This window comes from Pseudoalteromonas caenipelagi (assembly GCF_013140855.1).
Lineage (GTDB): Bacteria > Pseudomonadota > Gammaproteobacteria > Enterobacterales > Alteromonadaceae > Pseudoalteromonas > Pseudoalteromonas caenipelagi.
The window spans coordinates 60,026-84,036 of record NZ_JABBPG010000010.1 but is presented as its reverse complement, the minus strand read 5'-3'; the positions used below and the strand labels follow the sequence as shown (position 1 = coordinate 84,036).

The window sequence follows — 24,011 nt, the reverse complement described above, 5'->3', positions numbered from 1 at the left end:
GCATTTTAAGTTTGGTTAGTTAGCGTCACCGCAATATTCTAAAGTTGTTGTTCACTATAAAGCAAGAAGGCTTGGTTAAATTCACCTTTTCGCAGGTTATTTAACACCGACTGTGCGTGTTGATCACCTTGCATTGGCCCTAAGCGTAATTTGTATAGCCCATTTTCTAACGTGATCACATTATCAAGGGCCATCTTTTGTTTTAAAGAGTTCGCTATCTCTTGAATTTTGTCTAATTGGCTACCCGCAGCTACTTGAATGTAGGTTAGGCGTGGCGCTTGGCGCTCAAGAGTAATGGCTTCAACCTTAACATTGGCTGTACCATTTACGTGATATCCTAGCTTGTATGCTGCTGCATAAGATAAGTCGATAAGCCTGTCATCATGAAAAGGTCCTCGGTCGTTAACCCGTACAATGGCACTCTTTCCGTTATCGAGGTTAGTGACTCTAACAAAGCTGGGTAATGGTAGAGTTTTATGTGCAGCGGTCATATCAAACATGTTGAAAATTTCGCCATTAGAGGTGTGATAGCCGTGAAATTTTCTACCATACCAAGAGGCAACGCCTTGTTCAGTGTAGCCTCGTTCGTCTGACATAGGCGTGTATTGCTTTCCTAATACAGTATATGGCCGCCCTGCAGCAACGCTTTTGACTTCGTTCGTTAGCACCGCATCTTGCATTTCCAATACGGTGGGTGCTCGAAGAGGGGCTTTATCATGCTTTATATGGTAACGGTTGCTACAGGCACTGAGCATGCTTATCAAAAGTAAACACCAAGCAAATTTTAGCTGTGCTTTGTTCATGACTTCAATAACATCCTCTTATCTGTTGCGATAGCCATAATAATGCCAAAACCGGCCATTAACGTCACCATAGATGTGCCACCATAGCTGATAAGTGGCAGAGGAACACCAACGACAGGAAGCAACCCAGATACCATGCCGATATTTACAAATACATAGACGAAAAATGTGAGCGTTAGAGCGCCTGCCAGCAGCTTGCTAAAAGCATCTTGTGCATTAACTGCAATAAATAAACCGCGGCCTATAATAAATAAGTAAACGCTAAGTAGCATGACAACACCAAACAATCCAAACTCTTCGCTTAAAACGGAGAATATAAAATCAGTGTGCCGCTCAGGGAGAAACTCTAGTTGAGACTGCGTGCCTTGTAACCAACCCTTACCCTCAACACCGCCAGAGCCAATAGCTATTTTTGATTGAATGATATGATAGCCAGAACCAAGAGGATCACTCTCAGGGTTTAAAAAGGTAAGCACTCGCTGTTTTTGATAGGCGTGCATGCCGTAATGCCAAAATGCAAAGCCAGCTGGCCCTGCGAGTAGCGCAAACATACCAATGAGTTTCCAACTTAAACCTGAGAGAAACAGTACAAAAATCCCCGAACTGGCAATGAGAATAGAGGTGCCTAAATCAGGCTGTTCTTTTATTAAAATCGTGGGCACTAACACAATCGTAAAGCCAACAATTAAATTCCAAATTGACGGGGGAAGTCGATGCTGTCCTATATACCAGGCAACCATCATAGGGACCGCCAGCTTCATGATTTCTGAAGGCTGAAAGCGGGTAATTCCCAAGTTAAGCCAACGCTGAGCACCTTTACTACTTACGCCGACAAATAATACCGCGATCAGCATGCCCAAACCCAGTAAATATAAAGGAATCACAATGCGCTTTAACGTATTAGGTGAGAGCTGGGCCATAAACAACATTGCGATGACAGCACCTGCCATGCGCGTACAATGTCGAAACATCATGCTCATGTCTTGGCCACTGGCGCTATATACAACAGTCAAGCTGCCCAACATCATCAACATCAAGGCGACAAGTAAAGGCCAATCCAAGTGAATTTTTTGCCAGAGTGTGCGCTTTGTGTGTAACGGCGTCATTGCGGCTCCGAATCGAGAGGGTAGGCAGAAAAATAGTAATCCATCAGTTGTCTAGCGATAGGCGCTGCGATACTGCCGCCCCCTGCTTTTTGGTTTTCAACCACGATAGCGACAACTATTTTGGGGTCATTAAATGGCGCAAAGCCTGTGTATACAGCGTTATCTCTGTGGCGTTCTTTAATGTTTTTGGCATCATACTTTTCACCTTGTGCAATACTAACGACCTGAGCTGTGCCGGTTTTTCCAGCAGGATCATAAGTCGCTCCTTTAAATGCCTTGCGTGCAGTGCCTCTGAGTACGGTGTTGTGCATAGCTTCTAATGCAACTTGCCAGTGGTGTGGATTGCTCAGAGTTACAGGAGGTTTCTCTTCAGTGAATAGTTGCGTTATTGCCTGTTCTTGCTTTGCGACCTGCACTAAGTGGGGTTGACGGTGAGCGCCACGGTTGACCAGAATGCTCACTGAGTTAGCGATTTGAATTGGTGTGGCGGTCCAATAACCTTGGCCGATACCCACGGAAATAGTATCGCCAGGCCACCAATTTTCTTTAAAACGGGCACGCTTCCAATCCACGGTTGGTAATATTGCCGTCGTTTCTTCATGGATATCGATTCCAGAGAGATCGCCAAATCCAAATTGATCCATAAAATCAGCAATTTTACTAATGCCTAACTTATAAGCGATTCGATAAAAATAAGTATCGCAAGATTCTTCGATAGCTTTGTAAATATCGACATGACCATGCCCCCAACGAGTCCAGTCGCGCCATTTATGATCAACGTTGGGGATCTGAAAGAAGCCTGGGTCCCATATTTTGGTTTCTTCGGTTACCACGCCTTCCTCTAATCCCAAAATAGCGAGGTGAGGTTTAATAGTTGATGCGGGAGGGTAGCGCCCTTGTGTGACGCGATTGATTAACGGTCTGTCCTCATTGAGCAGCTTTTTGTACTGTTCACTGCTGATACCATGCACAAACAAGTTTGGGTCGTAGCTTGGATTAGAATACAAGGCGAGTATACCACCGTCTTTTGGATCTATCGCAATAACAGCGCCTCTAGTATCCTTTAATGCATGTTGTGCAATTTGTTGTAAGCCTATGTCTATTGTCAGTACTAAATCTTGTCCTGGCACAGGCGGTTCAACACTGAGCGTTCGTAATACTCGGCCACGGTTGTTGACTTCTACACGTTGTGAACCAACAATGCCGTGTAGTTGTTTTTCGTAGTATTTTTCAATGCCGCGTTTACCAATATCATGAGTTGCACGATAATTGGTGGCGCGGTCTTCTAGCTCTAGCTCTGCTAACTCTTTTTTGTTGAGTTTTGCAACATAGCCTAGTGCGTGAGTCAGAGTATCACCATAAGGATAATACCTGGATAAGCGGGCTTCGATACTAAAGCCTGGGAATTTATGTTGATTAACAGAAAATACCGCAACTTCTTTTTCATCAAGACGCGCTTTTAAAACTTGGCTCTTAAAACGACGGTTATTACGGATATCTTCTTTAAAATCATTTATTTGCTGGTCTGAAATGGCGAGTAGTTGACTTATCTCGAGAAGACTCTTGTCAAGATTCTCTACTTCTTCTGGCACCACTTCTAAATTATAAACCGGCCGATTTTCTGCCAGTAGTACACCATTTCGGTCGTAGATTAAGCCTCTGTTGGGAGCAACAGGAATGACCTTGATACGATTGTCATTGGAGCGAGTTTTATAAGTATCGAAGTCAACAACCTGCAAGTTGTAGACGTTCATCAATAGTAGACCTATTAATGAAACTACAAAAATAAAGCCAATGAAAGCGCGACGGGCAAATAAATTTGCTTCGGCGGAATGGTCACGGATCGTTGGCCTTGCTTTTATCATTGTCAGCTAACTATTCTCTATGATATGGATGATTGTTGTTTAAGCTCCATCCCCGATAGAGGCTCTCTGCAACAATTATACGCACTAAAGGGTGTGGCAGTGTCAAATTAGACAAAGACCACTTTTGCTCTGAAGCGGCAATACACTCAGGTGCTAAACCTTCAGGTCCACCTATGAGTAAACTGATATCTCGACCATCCAATTGCCATTTTTGCATATTGCTGGCAAGTTGGTGTGTATCCCAAGGCTTTCCCGTTACTTCTAATGTAACAATGCGATTGCCTTTGGGGATTGCAGCGAGGGTCTTTTCACCTTCTATTTGTAAAATCCTTTTTATGTCAGCGTTCTTACCGCGTTTACCTGCTGGTATTTCAATGAGTTCTAGCGCCATGTCTTTGGGAAAGCGGCGCTGATATTCTTTGAAACCGGTTTCAACCCAAGCTGGCATTTTGGTTCCAACGGCAACGAGTTGAATCTTCAAAATTTAGCCCCAAAGCTTTTCAAGGTCATACAAAGAACGTGTTTGGTCTTGCATAACATGAACGACTACATCGCCCAAATCTACGAGTACCCACTCACCCACATCTTGGCCTTCTTGACCCAAAGGCTCTTCACCGGCATGGCGCGCTTCTTTTGCAACATGCTCTGCAATTGATTGGACATGACGCTTAGAGTTACCTGAGCAGATCACCAAGTAATCGGTGACAGAAGATACACCACGCACGTCAAGTTTTACTACATCACGGGCCTTCATATCGTCAACTTTGTCCAAAGCAAAGTCTAAAAGTTGTTCAGAATTCAAGTTTGTGTCTCTTTACTAAATAAAATAATCGGCGATTCTAACACAGCATAAAGGCTTATTCAGCATACAGGTGATGTTCATCAATGTATTCTCTGACTTGTTCGTTGAGCAAATGTTCAGTATTTTCTCTATTTTTTATGCGCTTACGAATATCGCTAGATGCTGCGTCAAAGGTATCACCCGCTAAAAAGTAGCACAATCCACCTTGTTGCTGAGTGAGCAATTCACGGTTTGTGGTGCTAGCCTGTGCTAAGTATTGTGTTAATTGATCCGAATTCGCCAGTTTTTCTCCTGGACGTTGATAAACAATGATGTGGCAAAGCTGGATAATATCTTGCCATTTGTACCAACTGGGTAAACTGTTAAACGAGTCCATACCCATTAAAAATAACAGCGGTGTATTGGGAGAAGCTGTTCGACACTCTTGTAAACTTAACAGTGAATAAGAAGGGCCTTGCCTGATTAACTCCCTGCGGTCAATTGCAAACTTGGGATTGTCTTGCGTGGCAAGCGACAACATTGTCAGACGGTGCGCATCTGTTATGCCTGGTTGAGCTTTGTGAACAGGCATAGCACAAGGTAGGAAGTTCAGCTTATCTAATTTTAGTTCTTTAACACACTGTTTAGCCATATTGATATGGCCAAGGTGAATAGGGTCAAACGTTCCGCCAAATAAAGCAATCATAATTCTAGTTTACGCGCTGATATGGGAGTTCGAATGGCACTGGCTGACAAAAAGACAGCGCAATATGTGTTAAAGCCTGATAGGGAGCCACAATATTAGCACGCTTATAAGCTGCATCGAATTGCGCAAGCAACTCAATTATCTGCTCGAGGCGTATTAAGGGGAGTCGGTCTATTGCCTGTGATGTGGCTGCTTGTTGGTTCTTCCAAACGCCATGTTGTTTAAACAGTTGGCTAATATTCTGCCCTTGCTGCAAACCCTGTTTTAAGCTCAATAAAGTTTGTGCTTCTTTATTTATCGTCCACACAATACTGGCTGGCTCTACATTATCATCTGCTAGTTTGAGCATAACCTTAACAAGCTGTTTTGTGTTGCCCTGTAGCAGCGCATTATTTAAATCAAAGATATCGAACTTTGCTTGATTAAGTAGCCCAGATAACACTTGCTTTTGGTCAATTGGTTCAGACTTATAAAGCAATGATAGCTTTTCGAGTTCTTGGTGAGTTGCCAGTAAATTACCTTCGGTGGCGCTAAGCAAACTGCGTTTGGCATCGCTGGCCAAATTTAACTTCAGAACTTTACATTGATCATCTAACCAACGGGTCAAGTGAGTACCAGTTAAAGGGTAACAAGGTACAAACACGCCTGACTTATCAAGCACTTTAAACCATGCACTACGCTGGATATCTTGTCCTGCTTTTGAGCCTTTTAAAATTAACACCACATCTGGGTTAGGTTGAGCGGCGAGTTCTTTTAAAACTTGGCTGCCTTGTGTGCCTGGTTTTTGCTGGTTTAAATCAAACTCTATTAATGTGCGAGCGCTAAACAACGACATACTATTATATTGAGCGATTAGTTCTTGCCAATCAAAGCCCGGTAGCAATGAAAATTTAATGACTTCATCAAACCCTTGTTTTTTAGCTGCCTGCTTTATTTCCAGTACACAATTTGCCTCTTGGAACGGCTCTTCACCAAAAACCATATAAAATGACGCCAGAGATTGGCGTAATTGGTTACTCAGTTGATTAGCGTAATAGCGCATTATAGTTGTGACAACTCGCGAACAATGCGCTCACTGGCCAGCTGACGGAGCTCATTGAGTAGTAACTCAAGTTCTTTAGCTTTTGCAATGGCGTTATCAGGATCGTCTTGATAATTACGGTACAGCTCAAAGCGTTGCTCTATGGGCTCTTGGTTTGGACGGGTTAAACGATACGACACACCATATGCAAGTTGATACTGTGCCACCTGTCCATTTTTAAACAAGCTGAGTGTTTGTCGCTCTAAGGTGTCTCGATACAGGTGTAATTTTGCAATTGGTGTATTATTTTTTGCTGATGTAACCAAAGCGACTTTTGCTTGGCGTAAATCACTACTAAGTAACTCAAATAGTTGAGCACGTGTGTCATCACCAGTTAATTGCAAGGTGCGCATTTCGATTGGTAAATATGAGGCTTTCTTTAAATGAAAGCCACAGCTAGATAACAAAACACAGACTAGCGCAAGCGCTAATCCGTGTTTGAAAAACGCAGTTAAGCGCATCTTAGTTTGCTACCACGTTCAGTAGTTTACCCGGCACATAAATCACTTTACGGATGGTTTTATCATCCGTGAATTTAGTGACGTTTTCATCGGCAAAGGCCAGAGCTTCGACTTGCGCTTGGTTGGCATCAGCTGCCACCGTTAATTTAGCGCGTAGCTTACCGTTAACTTGTACGATGATGAGCTTTTCATCTTCTACTAATGCGGCTTCATCTACAACAGGCCATGCTTCGTCAAGAATATCGTTTTGGTTGCCCAACTGTACCCAAAGCTCATGACACATGTGTGGCGTAATTGGCGCAAGCATAATGATCATCGCGTTAAGCGCTTCGTTTGCCAGTGCAATATCTTGTTCATCATTAAGCGGCGCTTTTGCCAGCTTGTTTGATAATTCCATGATAGCTGCAATTGCCGTATTGAACGTTTGGCGACGTGATAAGTCGTCCGTTACTTTAGCAATGGCTTTGTGAATTTCACGGCGCAGTGCTTTTTGGTTGCTGTTAAGGGCTGCAACATTTAACTGGGCTTTACCTGCAGCGTTAACATCAACGGCATATTTCCAAACGCGCTTAAGGAAACGATGTGCGCCTTCTACGCCTGAGTCTGACCATTCAAGCGTTTGCTCTGGTGGTGCAGTAAACATCATGAATAAACGTACCGTATCAGCACCGTATTGTTTGATAACTGTTTGTGGGTCGATACCGTTATTCTTAGACTTAGACATTTTGCTCATGCCTGCAGAGAATACTGGCTGACCGTCTTCTTTATGCCATGCCTTAGTGACTCGGCCTTTGTCGTCGGTTTCTGTTTGCACGTCGGTTGGTGAGATCCAAATGTCACCGCCTTTTTCATCTTTACGATAGAAGGTATCGGCCAATACCATGCCTTGACATAGTAGGCGTTCAAATGGCTCATCCGAGTTAACTAAACCAAAGTCACGTAGTAACTTATGGAAAAAGCGTGAGTACAACAAGTGCAAGATCGCATGCTCAATACCACCAATGTACTGATTTACTGGTAGCCAGTAGTTTGCAGCACCAGGCTCTAACATGCCTTCATTAAAACGAGGGCTACAGTAGCGAGCGTAGTACCAAGATGATTCCATGAAAGTATCAAAAGTATCTGTTTCGTGAAATACAGGTTGACCATTCATGGTAGTTTTAGCCCACTCAGGATCTGCTTTAATAGGCGACGTTACACCATTCATCACCACATCTTCAGGAAGACGCACAGGCAGCATATCTTCTGTTGCAGCAAGCTCCTGACCGTTTTCGTCGCTCAGCATTGGGATTGGCGAGCCCCAATAACGCTGACGGCTTACGCCCCAGTCACGCAAACGGTAGTTTACTTTACGCTTACCAGCATTTTGTGCTTCTAGTTTGTCTGCGATGGCGTTGAATGCGCCTTCGAAATCTAGGCCATCAAACTCACCAGAGTTAATTAACACGCCCTTTTCGGCAAACGCTTCTTTATTTAAATCAGCAACCAGCTCAGACCCAGGTTCAGGTGCAATCACTTGCTTGATTTCAAGACCGTAGGCGGTTGCAAATTCAAAGTCACGTTGGTCGTGACCAGGTACTGCCATTACTGCACCTGAACCGTAGTCCATTAATACAAAGTTAGCTATCCAGATTGGTACTTCTTGGCCTGTTAGTGGGTGAACCGCTTTAAAGCCTGTATCAATCCCTTTTTTCTCCATGGTTGCCATGTCCGCTTCCGCAACCTTGGTGTTTTTACATTCTTCTACAAAGGCAGCAACTGCCGCGTTGTTTTTAGCGGCTTCTTGTGCAATTGGGTGAGCGGCAGCAATACCCACGTAAGTTACACCCATGAAGGTATCTGGACGAGTGGTGTAAACTGTAAACGTCTCACTGTTATCGGCACGTTTAAAGTCAATTTCTAAGCCTTCAGAGCGACCAATCCAGTTACGTTGCATCGTTTTAACTTGCTCAGGCCAGTCTTCTAACTTGTCTAAATCGTCGAGCAATTCTTGCGCATAGTCAGTGATTTTAATAAACCACTGTGGAATTTCTTTTTGTTCTACAATAGCACCTGAGCGCCAACCTCGGCCGTCAATTACTTGCTCGTTAGCCAGTACAGTTTGGTCTACAGGGTCCCAGTTTACGGTAGACATCTTTTTGTATACTAAGCCTTTTTCGTAAAGCTTAGTGAAAAACCACTGCTCCCACTTGTAGTATTCAGGGTGGCAAGTGGCAATTTCACGATCCCAGTCGTAACCAAAGCCAAGCTGCTTTAGTTGGTTTCGCATGTAATCGATGTTTTCGTATGTCCATTTTGCTGGTGCTGTGTTGTTTTTAATCGCGGCGTTTTCAGCTGGTAGACCAAACGCGTCCCAACCCATAGGCTGCATCACGTTTTTACCTTGTAAGCGTTGGAAGCGTGATACTACATCACCAATGGTGTAGTTACGAACGTGACCCATGTGCAGTCGACCACTTGGATATGGGAACATCGAGAGACAGTAATATTTCTCTTTGCTCTCGTCTTCGACGACTTTAAATGTCTTGTTTTGTTCCCAGTACTGTTGGACTTTTGACTCTATGTCTTGCGGGTTATATTGCTCTTGCATCTACGTTTCCAGACTTCTTGCAAATTGATAGAAAATTGCCCGATAGCATACCCCAAAAAAGCACCAATTCACAGTAGCCACAGCGCATTTTTAAGTATTTGCGCTGAGTATAAAAGCCACACTGGGTATCCCATAAGCTATAGTTAAGTTGATACGGCAAAAATGGAGTATGACATGTCAAGTTACAAAGCGTGGCTAGGTCAATTTATTGATTGGGTTAAAGATGTGAAAGAGCATGAAGTGGATGATTTGGTTGAGAAGTTTATTGAGCATCAACAGGCATTGAAAGACTTTTCCCAAGAAAAGCTGCAGACATACAAGCATTACTTGAGCCGTGATTTAGCGCACCTCAAGAAGCATAAAAGCGATTACGATGATTTGGCGTGGGAGGAACTCAAAGCTTCTATTTGGTATGAATTATCTCAATTAGAGGATAGGACTCAGTTAGAATGGCAAGCTTTAGTGCAAGATTTTAATCACAAAGGCACTTACAAGAGCGGAGAATGGATAGCCATGGGGCAATTAGTATGTAAGAATTGTGGCAATAAATTGGATGTATTTTACGCCAGTGAGATTATGCCTTGCTCAGAGTGTGGGCATAATGAGTTTATGCGTAAAGCATTGTCTCCATAAAACCTAGCTTGATTGTAGTTAGCGTTTAGAAATAAGAAGTTAGGAATGACCAAAAAAATATCGCCATTATCTACCGACGCGCTAGCGCCGTCGGTTGCTATCACCCATGTGCAATCATGTATGCACAACCCTTACCCAGAAGCACTTCCCTTTATTGGTCAACAACGCGCTCAAAGCGCATTAGATTTTGCTCTGGGTATGGAACTACCTGGTTATAATGTATTTGTAATGGGTGAAGCGGCGCTTGGCCGCTTCACCATGGTAAAAGACAAACTCGAAGCACATAGCAAAACACGGCAGACACCTAAAGAGTGGTTATACGTAAACAACTACGATGATCACCGTGAGCCAATTGCGATGTTTATGCAAGCCGGGCAGAGTAAAGAACTTGCCGATGACATCGATGAGTTTTTGGATGAAGTTGCTGATACTTTTCCTGCTGCCTTTGATAACCCGGGTTATCAGCGAAAGAAAAAGTCCATCGATCGAGATTTTGATAATAAATATAACGCGGCATTGACGGCAGTGGAGCAATTGGCCGCAGAGAAAAGTGTGGCTTTGTTAGAAGAAAGTAATCTTGTGGGCTTTGCACCTGTCGTGGATGGAAAACAACTAGATGACAATGAATTTGCGGCGCTAGATGAGCACCTGCAAGCACACTTTATTAACGCCATTGAGCAACTAGAAGATGCTTTGATAGAAGCGTTACTAGAGCTTCCTCGCTGGAAGCGCGAATCATCAGAAAAGCTGCGTAACTTAAAAAAATCAACGGTTGAAATGGCAACTAAACCTTTATTGAGGACTTTAGAGCATAAGTATGCAAGCCATATTGGCGTTGTGCGTTACTTAAAAGATTTGCGTACAGAAATTGTTGATGCAGTGCTTGAGTGGCTAGATGACGACGCCAGTAGTGATGAAAACAAAGACGACTTTGACGCAAAAGGAATGCTGAGTGACTTTTTTGCGCCCAACATTTTAGTGGAATATAAAGACGATGATCCTGCACCTGTGGTGTATGAGCCAAATCCAACCTTTGGCAATATTTTTGGCAAGGTGGAATATGCCACATCGCAAGGCACGTTGATCACCAGTTATCGTTCAATCCAAGCGGGCGCATTGCATCGTGCAAATGGTGGTTATTTAATCATGGATGCTGAAAAGGTACTGGCCAATCCACAAGTGTGGGATGGTCTTAAGTTGTCACTTAAAACGCACCAAATTAAAAATGACCTGCCATACCAAGATAACTCAGTGGGCAGCAGTTTTACCCTAAAACCACAACTTATCCCGTTGGATGTGAAAATCATTTTGTTAGGCTCTCGTGATTTGTATTACACCATTGGTGAATACGATGAAGAATTTGGCGAGTTGTTTAGAGTATTGGCTGATTTCGATTATTACTTGCCAAGCTCGGATAAAATGCAGTACCAGTTCATAACTAAAGTACAAGACTATGCAAGCAATACACTCAATTGTACGTTAAGTGCAGAAGCGTTTGTGCGCTTGCTCAAATTTAGTTATCGCCAAGCCGAGCACCATACTAAGTTATCAGCACGTTTTGCTGATGTGCTGGAGTTAGTTGCGGAGGCCAGCTTTTATGCTAAGCAAGATGATGTTACGCAAATAGATGCAGAACATATTGATGAGGCAGTTGCTGGCAAACAGTATCGCACCGGACAGCTTAGCGAAAATATGCTAAGTGATATTCAAGAAGGGCACACACTGATCGCCACTCAAGGTAAAGCGGTTGGTAAAGTAAATGGCCTGACAGTGTTACACATCGGTGATACGGCATTTGGCACACCTGCACGCATAACGGCAACTGTGTATGCTGGGGCGGACGGGGTGATTGATGTTGAGCGTGAAGCTGAGTTAGGTAAATCAATTCACTCAAAAGGGGTCATGCTACTGACCGGCTATTTAGGTAATAAGTATGCACAAAACTTTGCCTTAACATTGAGCGCTAATATTGCAATTGAACAAAGCTATGGTTACATCGATGGTGATAGTGCCTCTTTAGCGGAGCTTTGTGGGCTGATTTCAGCTATTACTCAACTTCCTATAAATCAATCTTTAGCGTTAACGGGTTCTATTAACCAGCATGGTGAAGTACAAGCCATCGGTGGGGTGAATGAGAAAATAGAAGGCTTCTTCAAGCTTTGCAAAATGCGTGGTTTAACAGGGGGGCAAGGGGTGATCATCCCTCATTCTAACCGCGTAAACCTCGTTTTAGACGATGAGATTGTGGCTGCGGTAGCCGCAGGTAAATTTAATATCTATGCCGTAGAAAGTGTTGACGAAGCGCTGACACTATTAATGGATAAACCAGCGGGTAAATTAACCGATGGTGAGTACCCAGAGGGTAGCATCAACGCATTGGCGCTAGCGCGCTTGGCGCATATTGCCAATGTGGTCAATGGTGAAGACAAAGAAGATGACAAAGAAAAGGGTGAATAATGTCGACCACAAATATCATTTTATTGGTTGTAATCTTGGTGTTAGCAGGACTTGTCTATAAGCAGTCTAAAACACAAAAGCAGTCGTCACAGTTTAACCGCAAAGCGGCACAGGAATTTTTAGCACAAAACGCTACAAAAGAGGGAATTCAAACGACGGCTTCAGGTTTGCAGTATGAAGTATTGCAAAGTGGTAGTGGAGAGGTCCATCCCACAGAAACCAGTAAAGTTAAAGTACATTATCATGGCACTTTGCTTGATGGTGCAGTATTTGACAGCTCGGTATTACGAGATAGCCCAATTAGTTTTGGTTTAAATCAAGTTATTCCTGGTTGGACTGAGGGCGTGCAATTGATGAAAGTGGGTGATAAGTTCCGATTTTTTATTGACCCAGACTTAGGCTATGGCGATAGAGCCGCAGGTAAAATTGAACCTGGGTCGTTGTTAATATTTGAGGTAGAACTATTGGCGATTGAATCGTAATTATCGGTAATAGTAGAACCAAAAGAATGCCGAGTTTGTTACTCGGCATTCTTATTCGCACTGCTTTTTCAATACTGTCGCATATTAGTCCTGCAAGTACACTTGGGTAACATTGCGTACTTTGGCTGATGGCGATATTGGATAGTCTGTTTCATCAAACATTAGACCGCTGAAAGAGCCATAAATACCATCATCTAAATACTACCGAGTTTTACCTTCCCGCACCGCATGTCCCATCACTGACGAAGCACTCATCATTGCTGGCGCTACAATGAAGCGATCAGGTTCTGCAGTAATAGTGTCAATAAGGTGAATGTGTTCAGCGCTAAGCGCCTGAGGGTGAAAAAGCAGAAAAATCCAACGCAGAGTTAGCCATAAGAGCCTGCAAAAAATAGAAACAAACTTTCCCAACCATTTTCAAATCAAGTTGAAAAGTTGAGCGTCAATAAGCGCGTAAATACGCAGTAAAAGTCACTGCTGGGTAGTTGCTCTACAGCCTTACTGCATAAGCTGTGTGATGTACTCGGATTGGCTATCATCAAGAAGCAATTGGATATTAGTGCTAGCTTTTATGATGCAATAAAAATTTTATAAAAAGAGAAATTAGATTTCCCATACGTAAAAGTTTACAACTTCTACATTTATTTCATTGCTTGATGTAATGTTGTTTAGTATATTCCTTGAGCTTCTCTCGTTCCTGAAAACGGAATTTTAAAACTAGATAATTGAAAGGAAATTTAATGAAAAAGCTTGTTTTAGCATGCGCTCTAATAACAAGTGCATATACATCTATTGCTAGTGCTGATACACAACAGAGCACAGTTGGGTACTCTATTGGCACTGGCTTGCCTTACTTTATTAATGCTGAAATTGGTAGCTATTCCCCTGAAGGTGGTATGTACTTTCAAGTAGGCCAAAGCTTGGATGTCGGATTCACTTTTGGTTGGGAAAGAGTAGTTAGTGACAATAATAAACATGCATTAGGTCTTGTTGTCGGTGCAGTCGGTGTCAAAGCGAGCAACCGAGAAATTGAATGTGAAAAAGACAAAGATCCATCCATTGGTGGCGCGATAGGCTGTGCATTTGCCTCTGCATTTTCGGAAGTATTTGACCGTAGAAGCATCTATGGTCTAGGTGTCAGTTATAACTACTCTTTCGCAAGGGCGTATCATGAAAGAGGCTGGAAAATGCGCGTGATGGCGGGATATGGTGAGCAAAGAGCGAGTAAGGAAAATGAGGCAACAGCCTCTATCGCTTTTAGATATCAGTTTTAATCACGATGTTGTTTATGTACATTGATTATATGTTTATAAATCTTAGGTTGTAATTTTGCTCAAAGTTGCATTAATAACTGGTGCGAGTCGTGGTATTGGTGCCGCGACTGTACTTAAACTTGCCTCGAAAGGGTATAAAGTTGCTATTAACTTTAAAAGTAATACTAGCGCTGCTTCTTCTGTACTTGAAAAAATACGTAAGAGCGGTGGCGATGGTGCCCTTTTTCAAGCTGATATTAGTGATGAAAAAGCGGTGATTGAGCTGTTTTCTCAGGTCCAAGATGAGCTTGGGGCAGTCAGTCACTTGGTTAACAATGTTGGGGTTTTACAAGCGCAAATGCGGGTAGAGCAGATGAATGCTGAACGTATAAATGCTATTTTGATGCAAAACGTTACCCCTTATTTTATTTGTGCTCGAGAAGCCATTAAGCAATTTAGAGCTCACCATGATACAACCAAATGTGCAATTGTTAATGTGTCTTCAGCTGCTTCTCGCTTAGGTGGTGCCAATGAATATGTGGACTATGCGGCTTCCAAAGGAGCCATTGATAGTTTTACGACTGGCTTATCGTTGGAACTAGCAGATAGTGGTATTAGGGTGAACTGTGTTAGACCTGGTTGTATTTATACTGATATTCATGCCGATGGTGGAGAGCCGCAGCGTGTTGACCGTCTAGCCTCTTTATTACCATTGAAACGTGGTGGCAGCAGCGAAGAAGTAGCCAATGCTATAGCTTGGTTATTAAGCGATGAAGCCAGTTATGTAACAGGCAGCTTTATCGACCTTGCAGGAGGGAAGTAGCCCCTGCTAACAATGATTGTCTAAAGGAGTTTATAGTAATAACTGGTGCTGCTAAATGTGCCGTTACTATCTGTGACAAATTTTGGGATCTCGCCCGATTTACTATAGCCAAGCGCCTGATAAAACAGCTCAGATTTATCACCTGTTTGTGTATCAAGAAATAATAACTTTATCCCTTGCTGTAAAGCGTCAGCTTCGAGCGCAGCCATTAACTTTCGGGCTAATCCTTGTCGTTGCACTTGTGGATGAACAACGAGCTTTTCAACTTCTGCACGATGTTGGCCATTTTGCTTTTGGCAGGGAACTAGTTGTACAGAGGCTATTAACATATCATCATGAAAAATTGCATAAAGGCTGCGCTTTTTTTGCGCTACTGAAGCCTCGACACCTTGCCAGTATGAGGTTAGTCGCTTTGCATCTGCTGGCGCATAAAAGCCTAACGATGCACCTTCGTTTATACATGCGCCTAACAATTCAATAAGTTGAAATTGCAGACTTCTGATTTGCTCAGGTTGAATTATGTTTATTACTTTTACTTTCATGAATGTTGCAATCCGCGCAGTGTTTGTTCGACTTCTTTAAGGTGTTGCTCTAATAGCTGTTTAGTCGCGTTTAACTTGTCACTTTGTTGCTTTGGTTTAGCCTGAGCGAGACGCACAGCATCATACAAGGTACGCTTAGGTAGTGCATATTGTTCAGCTGCTTCAGAAATTGAAAACTGCTCACTCAGTACTTTGTGAACGGCCTCTAGCACCAGAGGGTGGTTGCGAGATATTGAGCGCATCACTAGCTCCTTGCGCGTTTAACTGGATGTTGTGTGTCATGAATTTGCCAAATACTGATGTCTAAGTGCCATAGTAAATAAAGAGTTTGATATAAGTCGTACATGATAACCACCTTCGGTCGTTGTGATTGATAATTATCTACTGGAAGAACCATACCAACTTTTTATTTTAAATAAATTCAATTGGTTATATGTTTTTATGGTTTTGGTATATGCTATTTTGCACCAAAATAGCATGATTGTGAGCGGCGCTGCACTAGCGCGATGCATGAACTTATATGTCTGGGAGCTGACAATAGACGACGAAATTATTGAGAGAAAAAGCAAATTAAAGGAAGCTTCTCTCTATGTGACGTATAAGTTTAGGGGCGATTCGGCAAACCATCACCGTGAGCCTAGTAAGCAAGACAAAAATCCAAACAGGGGGGGCATAACGGCTAAAAAAGCGACTGCCCGAAATTAATTGAACATCGGCCTTAAGCATTTCAGTTTCAAATTGAGGGATAGTTTGTTAACTTTGGTATTAAAGACTTTAATCCAGATGTTCACAACAGTACCCCTAAAATGATTTCAGACGTGTTTGGCATGAGGTATGCCGCAGATTGGAAACTCCATTCGTCTTGGGCTGCACTTATTGCAACATCCTATGCGATATATTTGCAAAAGACATTACTTGAGCAAGATGAAGATTGGGTCTTTTCTCCCTCACAATTAAAAAACCTTATGGTGCCAAAACAATGCCACCAAAATGCAGAGGATACAGGAGTCGTTCTTGACTTCGTGAGGGTAAACGGTGAATGTCGAATTCAAGATCCACTAAAATTTCAGGCACTTGAGTTGAACCGACTTGGTTACTTAGATTTATAAATGCAAGTTGATTACGGCGCTTCTAGTTTAAAGAAAGCGCCTTTCAAAGCGTTTACGTATGGTGCGAATACAAGGGCGAAAGCCACATAAAAAGACACCAAGCCACACCAATATCCACATTGGGGTTTGTCCATACTGGCTGTATATGCTGTAACCTTGAGTGAGTTGTACCTTCGCTATAAGTGTATCAGAGACAAACTGAGGGAGTACTTGTTGCTTTTTAGATACTGGGTCGTACACGCCAGTAATACCATTATTAGTAGCTCTTATTAATGGTCGCTGCAGCTCCAATGCTCGCATACGTGCTATTTGCATATGTTGGTGTGGGCCGTGCGAGTCACCAAACCAAGCATCGTTACTAACAGTAAATAGAATGTCCGAGTCTTTGGTAAAGTTATCCAACACAAGCTCACTAAAAGCAATTTCATAGCAAATTGCAGGCAGTATGTGTAGACCGTTCGCGATGAGGTTTTGCTGAATGCGTTCGCCTCGTGTAAATGATGACATTGCTAAGTTAAACAAAGGTGCAAGGGGGCGTAGAATACTTTCAAAGGGTACAAACTCACCAATTGGTAATAGTTGATGTTTTTGGTATCGATTAGTATGTAAATATTGATAATGGCCTTCTGTGTCTTCTCGGTGTTTTTTACCCAGTACGACAAGCGTGTTATATACTGTCTTGCTGTTTATTTGATAGTCAGGAATGCCTGTAATAAGTGCTGTGTTGTTAAATGCTGCCGCTTTATCTAAATCTTTTAAAAAAGGGGTTGCGAAGTCTTCAATTTCGGGTATTGCCGCTTCAGGCCACACTACGATGTCAACGTTATGCCACAAAGGGCGAGTCATGTCTCGGTACTTAGACATCGTGGGCCAAAAGTGTTCAGGTTCCCAGCGTAGACTTTGTTGAATATTGCCTTGTACAAGTAAGACTGAAAGGGTTTGCTTAGCATGTTTAGGTTTATCAAGAAGCATAAGGCTTGAAAACAGTAACGCGAGTACAGCAGACACAGCTAAAACGGGCTTAAATATTTTCAGCTTCGCCAGATAGTAAAGACTCGCGCCTGCAAACACACAAAACAGCGTCAATCCTGCTTCACCAATTATTGGAGCGAAGATGTTCAATGGGCTATCGGTAAGCGTATAGCCAAAGCTGAGCCATGGGAAGCCTGTTAGAACTTGACCTCTTAGCCACTCGAAAATAGCAAAACCCGCAACTAACATAATGGTTCGCTGTTGTGGGTTGTGTGTAAATTTGCTGGCAAGCATAAATGCGCACATTGGATAGAGCGCTAAGTAGCTGCATAACAGTGCCATCAACAACAATGAAATTGGTAACGGTAGGCCGCCAAACTGGGCAATAGAGACATGCACCCAGCTAATGCCAAAGCCAAACCAAGCAAAGCCGAACATAAAGCCATACTTTGCGGCTTGTTTAGTAGAACTGGTATCGGTTACGTAACAGGCAAGGGCAATGGCAATCAGCGTTAGCGGCCAGATGTTAAAAGGCGCATAAGCAAAAGTAAGCGCACAGCCAGAAAATATAGCCAACCATGCGCGCTTATCTTTGCATAAATTAATGAGTTTACTCAGCTTCGTCGTCGCCATCTTCTGATTTAGGAACAGTGACTTGGAGTTGAATAATACGGCGGTTGTCAGAGTTAGTCACTTTGAATTGAAGTGGCTCTATATCAATGGTTTCGCCACGACTTGGCATGTGACCAAAGGCATGTAAGATAATGCCACCAATGGTATCAGCTTCTTGCTTATCAAAGCCTGTTTTAAAGAATTCGTTAAATTCATCTAGCGGCGTTAGAGCTTGTACCATGTAGGTGTGTCTAGATAATTGGCGAATATCCTGTTGATCTTCATCATCATCATGCTCATCTTCGATTTCACCCACAATAATTTCAAGGATGTCTTCAATGGTAACTAGGCCTGATACGCCACCGTATTCGTCCACTACGATGGCCATATGGTAGCGTTTTTGGCGAAACTCATTGAGTAATGCATCAACGCGTTTACTTTCAGGTACTACGATTGCAGGGCGCAAATACTCACGGATTGTAGGCAGACAGTCGTCTTTGTTTAAAATTAATGGCAGTAGATCTTTTGCCAATAAAATACCTTCAACATGGTCTTTGTCTTCACAAATAACGGGAAAGCGTGAGTGAGAAGACTCTACCATGGTAGGTAGCTGCTGCTCTAATGACTCATCTACATCAAGTGTTATCATTTGTGAACGTGGGATCATAATATCGCGCACTTTAAGCTCAGAAACACCTAATACACCTTCCATCATATCCTTTGTCTCAGGGTCGATAAGATCGCGTTCCTGAGCATCGGCAATGACTTCTACCAACTCTTCTTTGTTTTGGGGTTCCCCTTGCAGCATCTGTGTGATGCGTCCCAACCAGGTTTTGCCAGAAGAACCCTGGCTACTCTGCGAGTTATCGTCGCTCATTGTCGTTTTTTACTCCGTAAAATATCAAATTAAATGATGATGCTATTTGACCATAAAATAGTTACAAATCGTCGCGGTAGGGATCACTTATGCCCAATTGCGCTAAAAATTCTTTTTCAAGGCTTTCCATCTCTAGAGCATCCTGTTCATTTATATGGTCAAAGCCAAGTAAATGCAAGCAACCGTGGATCACCATATGAGCAAAATGTTCATGGAAAGGTTTTTCTTGTTCTATTGCTTCTAGTTTTACAACCTGTGGGCAAATGATTAAATCTCCGACCAACGGTAATTCAATACCTGGCGGAGCTTCAAATGGAAATGACAGTACGTTGGTCGGTTTATTCTTACCTCGGAACTGGTGGTTTAGTTCTTGGCTTTCCTGCTCATCCGCGATTCGAATGGTCAGTTCACTATGTTCTAAATAGGGTTGTAATGCTTGGCTTGCCCATAGCTCAAACTGTGCTTGAGATGGTAACTCGTCAAATTCACAGGCAATTTGTAAATCTACGTCTACGCTCATTTATCTTGCTCTTTTGCTTGTCTGTAGGCTTGCTCTTTAAGTGCTTTTTCTTTGCGCTCGGTTTCTTCTTTTTTCTCGTATGCTTCAACAATTCTTGCCACGACAGGGTGACGAACAACATCGTGAGATTTAAAGAAGTTAAACGAAATTTCTTCTACGTCACCTAGCACTTCAATAGCGTGACGAAGCCCAGAACGTGCACCACGAGGCAAATCGACTTGGGTGATGTCACCTGTGATCACGGCTTTTGAGTTAAAACCTATGCGGGTTAAGAACATCTTCATTTGCTCAGTGGTGGTATTTTGGCTTTCGTCCAAAATAATAAACGCATCATTAAGTGTTCGGCCACGCATATAGGCAAGAGGGGCCACTTCAATGACGTTTTTTTCAATGAGGCGCTCTACTTTTTCAAAGCCGAGCATTTCAAAAAGCGCATCGTAAAGTGGGCGTAGATAAGGGTCAATTTTCTGTGTTAAATCTCCGGGCAGGAAACCCAGCTTTTCACCGGCTTCAACTGCTGGGCGAGTAAGCAAAATCCGGCGAATTTCTTGTCGCTCTAACGCATCGACCGCTGCAGCAACGGCAAGGTAAGTTTTACCAGTACCTGCAGGTCCGATACCAAAACAAATATCATGATTTAGAATGTTGGCTACATATTGGCTTTGATTTGGGTTGCGAGGTTTTACCACACCGCGGCGTGTTTTAATATAGACTTCTTGCTCCCACACAGCCGGAGCATCTTGCTCTAATACATTCGCTTCACTAATAGCTAGATGTACGTTGTCTGGCTCGATTTCGTTTATTTGGCCACGCAAAGGCTGAGTATCAACATACAATGACTTTAAAATATCCATGGCGGCTTTGGTTTGTACAGGCTGGCCTGTTACTTTAAACCAATTATCACGATGGGCGATTTCTACCCCTAATCTACGCTCTATTTGTTTGATGTTTTCATCAAAGGGACCACACAGTGATGAAAGACGATTGTTATCGGCGGGTTCTAGGTAAAACTCTATATTTTTTATCTGACTACTCAAAATAGCTTCCTGTAACAAGTGCGCCAGCAAAAGCTGGCGCAATCAATCTGATTTATGGGGTAAACGTAGTTACACCTAATTCATCAGCTTCTGGTTCTGCCGGTGCGCGGTTCAAAATATCTGCCGGCGCAACATCCTTACGCAAGTTCATCTCTGATTCTGTACGAATAAGTTCGCCACGTAAAGAGTTAGGTAAAGCTTCGGTTATACGCACGTCAACAAACTGACCGATCACTGAGTGTGGGCCTTCAAAGTTTACTACTCGGTTATTTTCAGTGCGACCTCGTAATTCCATTGGGTTTTTCTTTGAAGGGCCTTCAACTAGGATACGCTGCTCGGTATCAAACATCTTACGGCTGATATCTTGAGCCATCTGGCTGATGCGGTTTTGTAAAATATATAAACGCTCTTTTTTCTCCTGTTCGGAGACATCATCAGGCAAGTCGGCTGCAGGTGTACCTGGGCGTGCTGAGTAGATGAAGCTAAAGCTCATATCAAAGCCAATATCATTGATAAGGTTCATCGTTGCTTCAAAGTCCGCAGTTGTTTCACCTGGGAAGCCGATGATGAAATCTGAAGACATGCTTAGGTTAGGGCGAATTTTACGTAGCTTACGGATAGTCGATTTGTACTCAAGAGCGGTGTGACCACGCTTCATTAAGTTCAAAACTCTGTCTGAGCCGCTTTGTACTGGTAAGTGTAGGTGATCAACGAGCTCAGGCACATCTGCATACGCTTCTATAATATCTGGTGTAAACTCAACTGGGTGCGAAGTGGTATAGCGAATACGGTCAATACCGTCAATTGCTGCCACATAGCGCAGTAAATCTGAGAAGTAGCAGGTTTCACCATCGTGCGTTTCACCACGGTAAGCATTTACGTTTTGGCCAAGTAGGTTTACTTCTCGTACACCTTGTTCTGCTAATTGTGCAACTTCAAGAAGTACATCATCAAGGGGACGGCTTACTTCTTCACCACGAGTATATGGTACCACACAGAAGGTACAGTATTTTGAACAACCTTCCATAATGGATACGAACGCGGTTGGGCCATCTGCTTTTGGCTCAGGCAGGCGGTCAAACTTTTCAATTTCTGGAAATGAAATATCAACCACAGCACCTTGCTTGCCTTGAACTTGCTTAATCATTTCAGGTAGACGATGTAGTGTTTGCGGGCCAAACACAATGTCTACAAATGGTGCACGTTGACGGATGGTGTCACCTTCTTGCGATGCTACACAACCACCAACACCAATGACTAAATCAGGGTTATCGTCTTTTAGTAGTTTCCAACGACCTAATTGGTGAAATACTTTCTCTTGTGCCTTTTCACGAATCGAACAGGTATTGAGTAAGATAACATCAGCTTGCTCGGCTTCTTCTGTTAATTGATAGCCGTTTGTGGCATCCAGTAGATCAGCCATTTTCTGAGAGTCGTACTCGTTCATCTGACAACCCCAGGTTTTAATATGCAACTTTTTACTCATTGAAATATTGCCTCGTTTTCAATTCGGTTTTAACGCACAATGTCGCGCAATTGTAAGTTCGCGATGCAATTGCAAAGCTTAAAGGACGCGTATTTTATCTGACCTAGGGTCACTAGCCAAGTATAGATTTTAACTTTAAAAAGGCAGATCAAGGCCAAGCGTATTGTGGCGATTACAAACGGACAAATGCTATGGAGTTAAGATACAATAAAGACGTTTCAAATTGATAAGGCAAACAATATGAAAAACAAGGTAGTGGTTGTTGGTGGCGGTATGGTTGGAGCTGCTGCCGCGCTCAAGCTAGCTAAACTAGGCGCGCAGGTTCGTGTACTAGAAAGTCATTTGATTGATGCAAATGAGGTGCTAACAAGCGAGCAAGTGGATATTCGAGTTTCGGCGATTAATCGGTTCTCAGAAAGCCTGTTGGACGAACTTGGTGCAATGCCTTTACTTCGAGATAATAGAGCCGCTCCTTATCACCAATTGGCAGCATACGAGCAGCCAAATAATACGTTGTTGTTCGATAGAGAAGAGGTTTCGCAAACACACTTAGGGCATTTGATTGAAAATAAACTTATTCAAGCCAGTTTGTGGGCGCAGTTTGCACACTACGATATTGAAGTAGAACAAGTTACTTCTGCGCCAATTACGCTTGAGCAAAATATTGATTCGATAACTTTGCACTATGATAATAAATCTTATCAAGCAGACTTACTTATTGCCGCTGATGGTGGCCGCTCTCAAGTACGCCAACTCGCAAATATAGGAGTTACAGGGTGGCAATATCAACAAGCGTGCCTAGGCATTTTAATTAAGCTTGATGCACCACAACAATATAAAACTTGGCAGCAATTTAAACCCTCTGGGCCAATTGCCTTTTTACCCATGCAGGCACCTTACGCCAACTTGATTTGGTATCAAGATGCAGCGAAATTGGCGAGTTTACAGAGCTTATCAAATGAGCAGTTAAAAGATCATGTGCTTGAGCACTTTTTTGAGCTGCCAGGTGATTTCACGGTAGAGCAAAAAGCGTTGTTTCCGCTAGCTCGTCAACATGCTAATCACTACAGTCAAGGTCGCTTGGTACTGGTAGGCGATGCTGCTCACACCATAAATCCATTAGCGGGTCAGGGCGTAAATTTAGGCTTTAAAGATGTTGCTGCGCTTGCTGAGTGTTTAGAGGGTCTAGATGACTTGGGCACCTGCAAAGCACTAAAGGAGTACGAACGTAAACGTCGAGGCGATAACTTAGCCATGATGAGTATGATGGATGCCTGTTACTTTGGCTTTTCTAATGAAATTAAGCCGCTAAAATTGTTACGTAATGGCGTTTTAAAGATAGCAAATCAGGCTGGGCCGTTAAAGCGTAAAGTACTGGAACACGCAATGGGGTGGTAGTTATATAATAGCGTTTGAAAAAGCGGGCTTAGGTCCGTTTTTTTGTAGCAATGATTAAGGGAAATATAAAATTTAGGAACAGAAACAAGCATTGATAATTTACTTGAAGGGAAAAGATATTAAGTAATGGTGCGGAGGGAGAGACTTGAACTCTCACACCCGAAGATACTGGAACCTAAATCCAGCGCGTCTACCAATTCCGCCACCCCCGCGTGGCTGGAGTACCAGGATTTGAACCTGGGAATGGCGGGATCAAAACCCGCTGCCTTACCGCTTGGCGATACTCCAACTATATTACTTAATTTTGATTAGTTTACTTCTTATCGAGAAGATGGTGCGGAGGGAGAGACTTGAACTCTCACACCCGAAGATACTGGAACCTAAATCCAGCGCGTCTACCAATTCCGCCACCCCCGC

General features: G+C 42.9%; 23 protein-coding genes and 3 tRNA genes. 7 read left to right on the top strand and 19 right to left on the bottom strand.

Features of this window, described 5'->3' with window-relative positions; translation table 11 throughout:
* Nucleotides 1–38: 38 nt before the first annotated feature.
* From HG263_RS18795 to leuS, 9 genes are read right to left on the bottom strand one after another with little or no spacing between them, the layout of a single operon-like run.
* Nucleotides 39–803, bottom strand: a complete 765-nt coding sequence (locus HG263_RS18795) for a septal ring lytic transglycosylase RlpA family protein (protein WP_171627618.1) — start codon at nt 801–803, stop codon at nt 39–41.
* On the bottom strand, nt 800–1,909 hold the full coding sequence (gene rodA / locus HG263_RS18790; protein WP_171627617.1) for a rod shape-determining protein RodA: 1,110 nt from the start codon (nt 1,907–1,909) through the stop codon (nt 800–802). The genes HG263_RS18795 and rodA overlap by 4 nt, the downstream gene beginning before the upstream one ends.
* Nucleotides 1,906–3,774 (bottom strand): penicillin-binding protein 2, encoded by a 1,869-nt coding sequence (mrdA, locus tag HG263_RS18785; protein ID WP_171627616.1) that lies wholly within the window; start codon nt 3,772–3,774, stop codon nt 1,906–1,908. The genes rodA and mrdA overlap by 4 nt, the downstream gene beginning before the upstream one ends.
* A gap of 10 nt (nt 3,775–3,784) precedes the next feature.
* Nucleotides 3,785–4,255 carry a 23S rRNA (pseudouridine(1915)-N(3))-methyltransferase RlmH gene (gene rlmH / locus HG263_RS18780; protein ID WP_171627615.1) on the bottom strand — a complete coding sequence of 157 codons (471 nt, stop codon included), beginning with the start codon at nt 4,253–4,255 and terminating at the stop codon, nt 3,785–3,787.
* 3 nt (nt 4,256–4,258) lie between these two features.
* Entirely contained in the window at nt 4,259–4,576 is a 318-nt protein-coding gene (gene rsfS, locus HG263_RS18775; protein WP_171627614.1) for a ribosome silencing factor, read from the bottom strand.
* Between the two features lie 55 nt (nt 4,577–4,631).
* Nucleotides 4,632–5,261, bottom strand: coding sequence for a nicotinate-nucleotide adenylyltransferase (gene nadD / locus HG263_RS18770; RefSeq protein WP_171627613.1), 630 nt, complete (start codon nt 5,259–5,261; stop codon nt 4,632–4,634).
* A gap of 4 nt (nt 5,262–5,265) precedes the next feature.
* Nucleotides 5,266–6,303 carry a DNA polymerase III subunit delta gene (gene holA, locus HG263_RS18765; protein ID WP_171627612.1) on the bottom strand — a complete coding sequence of 346 codons (1,038 nt, stop codon included), beginning with the start codon at nt 6,301–6,303 and terminating at the stop codon, nt 5,266–5,268.
* A complete protein-coding gene (locus tag HG263_RS18760; protein ID WP_171627611.1) occupies nt 6,303–6,803 on the bottom strand; it encodes an LPS-assembly lipoprotein LptE in 501 nt (166 codons plus the stop codon). The genes holA and HG263_RS18760 overlap by 1 nt, the downstream gene beginning before the upstream one ends.
* 1 nt (nt 6,804) lies before the next feature.
* Nucleotides 6,805–9,393, bottom strand: a complete 2,589-nt coding sequence (leuS, locus tag HG263_RS18755) for a leucine--tRNA ligase (RefSeq protein ID WP_171627610.1) — start codon at nt 9,391–9,393, stop codon at nt 6,805–6,807.
* 174 nt (nt 9,394–9,567) lie between these two features.
* Here leuS and HG263_RS18750 point away from each other — a divergent pair, with 174 nt between their 5' ends.
* From HG263_RS18750 to HG263_RS18730, 5 genes are all read left to right on the top strand, one after another.
* Nucleotides 9,568–10,026 carry a zinc ribbon-containing protein gene (locus HG263_RS18750; protein WP_171627609.1) on the top strand — a complete coding sequence of 153 codons (459 nt, stop codon included), beginning with the start codon at nt 9,568–9,570 and terminating at the stop codon, nt 10,024–10,026.
* Between the two features lie 45 nt (nt 10,027–10,071).
* Nucleotides 10,072–12,483, top strand: coding sequence for a Lon protease family protein (locus HG263_RS18745; protein WP_171627608.1), 2,412 nt, complete (start codon nt 10,072–10,074; stop codon nt 12,481–12,483).
* Nucleotides 12,483–12,965 (top strand): FKBP-type peptidyl-prolyl cis-trans isomerase, encoded by a 483-nt coding sequence (locus HG263_RS18740; protein WP_171627607.1) that lies wholly within the window; start codon nt 12,483–12,485, stop codon nt 12,963–12,965. The genes HG263_RS18745 and HG263_RS18740 overlap by 1 nt, the downstream gene beginning before the upstream one ends.
* A gap of 740 nt (nt 12,966–13,705) precedes the next feature.
* Nucleotides 13,706–14,239, top strand: coding sequence for a hypothetical protein (locus HG263_RS18735; protein WP_171627606.1), 534 nt, complete (start codon nt 13,706–13,708; stop codon nt 14,237–14,239).
* A 55-nt stretch (nt 14,240–14,294) separates the two neighbouring features.
* The gene (locus HG263_RS18730) at nt 14,295–15,041 is read left to right on the top strand and encodes an SDR family oxidoreductase (protein WP_171627605.1); all 747 of its coding nucleotides are present in this window, start codon (nt 14,295–14,297) and stop codon (nt 15,039–15,041) included.
* 20 nt (nt 15,042–15,061) lie between these two features.
* Here the strand turns inward: HG263_RS18730 and HG263_RS18725 are convergent, their stop codons facing one another.
* Nucleotides 15,062–15,583, bottom strand: coding sequence for a GNAT family N-acetyltransferase (locus HG263_RS18725; protein WP_171627604.1), 522 nt, complete (start codon nt 15,581–15,583; stop codon nt 15,062–15,064).
* Nucleotides 15,580–15,825 (bottom strand): helix-turn-helix domain-containing protein, encoded by a 246-nt coding sequence (locus tag HG263_RS18720; protein WP_171627603.1) that lies wholly within the window; start codon nt 15,823–15,825, stop codon nt 15,580–15,582. The genes HG263_RS18725 and HG263_RS18720 overlap by 4 nt, the downstream gene beginning before the upstream one ends.
* A gap of 585 nt (nt 15,826–16,410) precedes the next feature.
* On the opposite strand from HG263_RS18720, the gene HG263_RS18715 reads away from it, so the two are divergent.
* On the top strand, nt 16,411–16,692 hold the full coding sequence (locus HG263_RS18715) for a hypothetical protein (protein WP_171627602.1): 282 nt from the start codon (nt 16,411–16,413) through the stop codon (nt 16,690–16,692).
* Nucleotides 16,693–16,719: 27 nt separating this feature from the next.
* Here the strand turns inward: HG263_RS18715 and lnt are convergent, their stop codons facing one another.
* The 5 genes from lnt to miaB form a co-directional block, all read right to left on the bottom strand.
* Nucleotides 16,720–18,297 (bottom strand): apolipoprotein N-acyltransferase, encoded by a 1,578-nt coding sequence (lnt, locus tag HG263_RS18710; RefSeq protein ID WP_171627601.1) that lies wholly within the window; start codon nt 18,295–18,297, stop codon nt 16,720–16,722.
* Entirely contained in the window at nt 18,275–19,153 is an 879-nt protein-coding gene (gene corC, locus HG263_RS18705; RefSeq protein ID WP_171627600.1) for a CNNM family magnesium/cobalt transport protein CorC, read from the bottom strand. Before corC ends, lnt begins: the two co-directional genes overlap by 23 nt.
* 61 nt (nt 19,154–19,214) lie before the next feature.
* Nucleotides 19,215–19,673: an rRNA maturation RNase YbeY gene (gene ybeY / locus HG263_RS18700; RefSeq protein WP_171627599.1), complete on the bottom strand. Its 459-nt coding sequence runs from the start codon at nt 19,671–19,673 to the stop codon at nt 19,215–19,217.
* Entirely contained in the window at nt 19,670–20,710 is a 1,041-nt protein-coding gene (locus HG263_RS18695) for a PhoH family protein (RefSeq protein ID WP_171627598.1), read from the bottom strand. The genes ybeY and HG263_RS18695 overlap by 4 nt, the downstream gene beginning before the upstream one ends.
* 52 nt (nt 20,711–20,762) lie before the next feature.
* Entirely contained in the window at nt 20,763–22,196 is a 1,434-nt protein-coding gene (gene miaB, locus HG263_RS18690) for a tRNA (N6-isopentenyl adenosine(37)-C2)-methylthiotransferase MiaB (protein WP_171627597.1), read from the bottom strand.
* A 240-nt stretch (nt 22,197–22,436) separates the two neighbouring features.
* On the opposite strand from miaB, the gene HG263_RS18685 reads away from it, so the two are divergent.
* Nucleotides 22,437–23,594: an FAD-dependent monooxygenase gene (locus HG263_RS18685; RefSeq protein ID WP_171627596.1), complete on the top strand. Its 1,158-nt coding sequence runs from the start codon at nt 22,437–22,439 to the stop codon at nt 23,592–23,594.
* 127 nt (nt 23,595–23,721) lie between these two features.
* Here HG263_RS18685 and HG263_RS18680 read toward each other — a convergent pair.
* The 3 genes from HG263_RS18680 to HG263_RS18670 all read right to left on the bottom strand — a co-directional run bounded on the left by HG263_RS18680 (nt 23,722) and on the right by HG263_RS18670 (nt 24,011).
* Nucleotides 23,722–23,806 (bottom strand) — tRNA-Leu (locus HG263_RS18680).
* Nucleotide 23,807: 1 nt separating this feature from the next.
* Nucleotides 23,808–23,882, bottom strand: a tRNA-Gln gene (locus HG263_RS18675).
* Nucleotides 23,883–23,926: 44 nt separating this feature from the next.
* Nucleotides 23,927–24,011 (bottom strand) — tRNA-Leu (locus HG263_RS18670).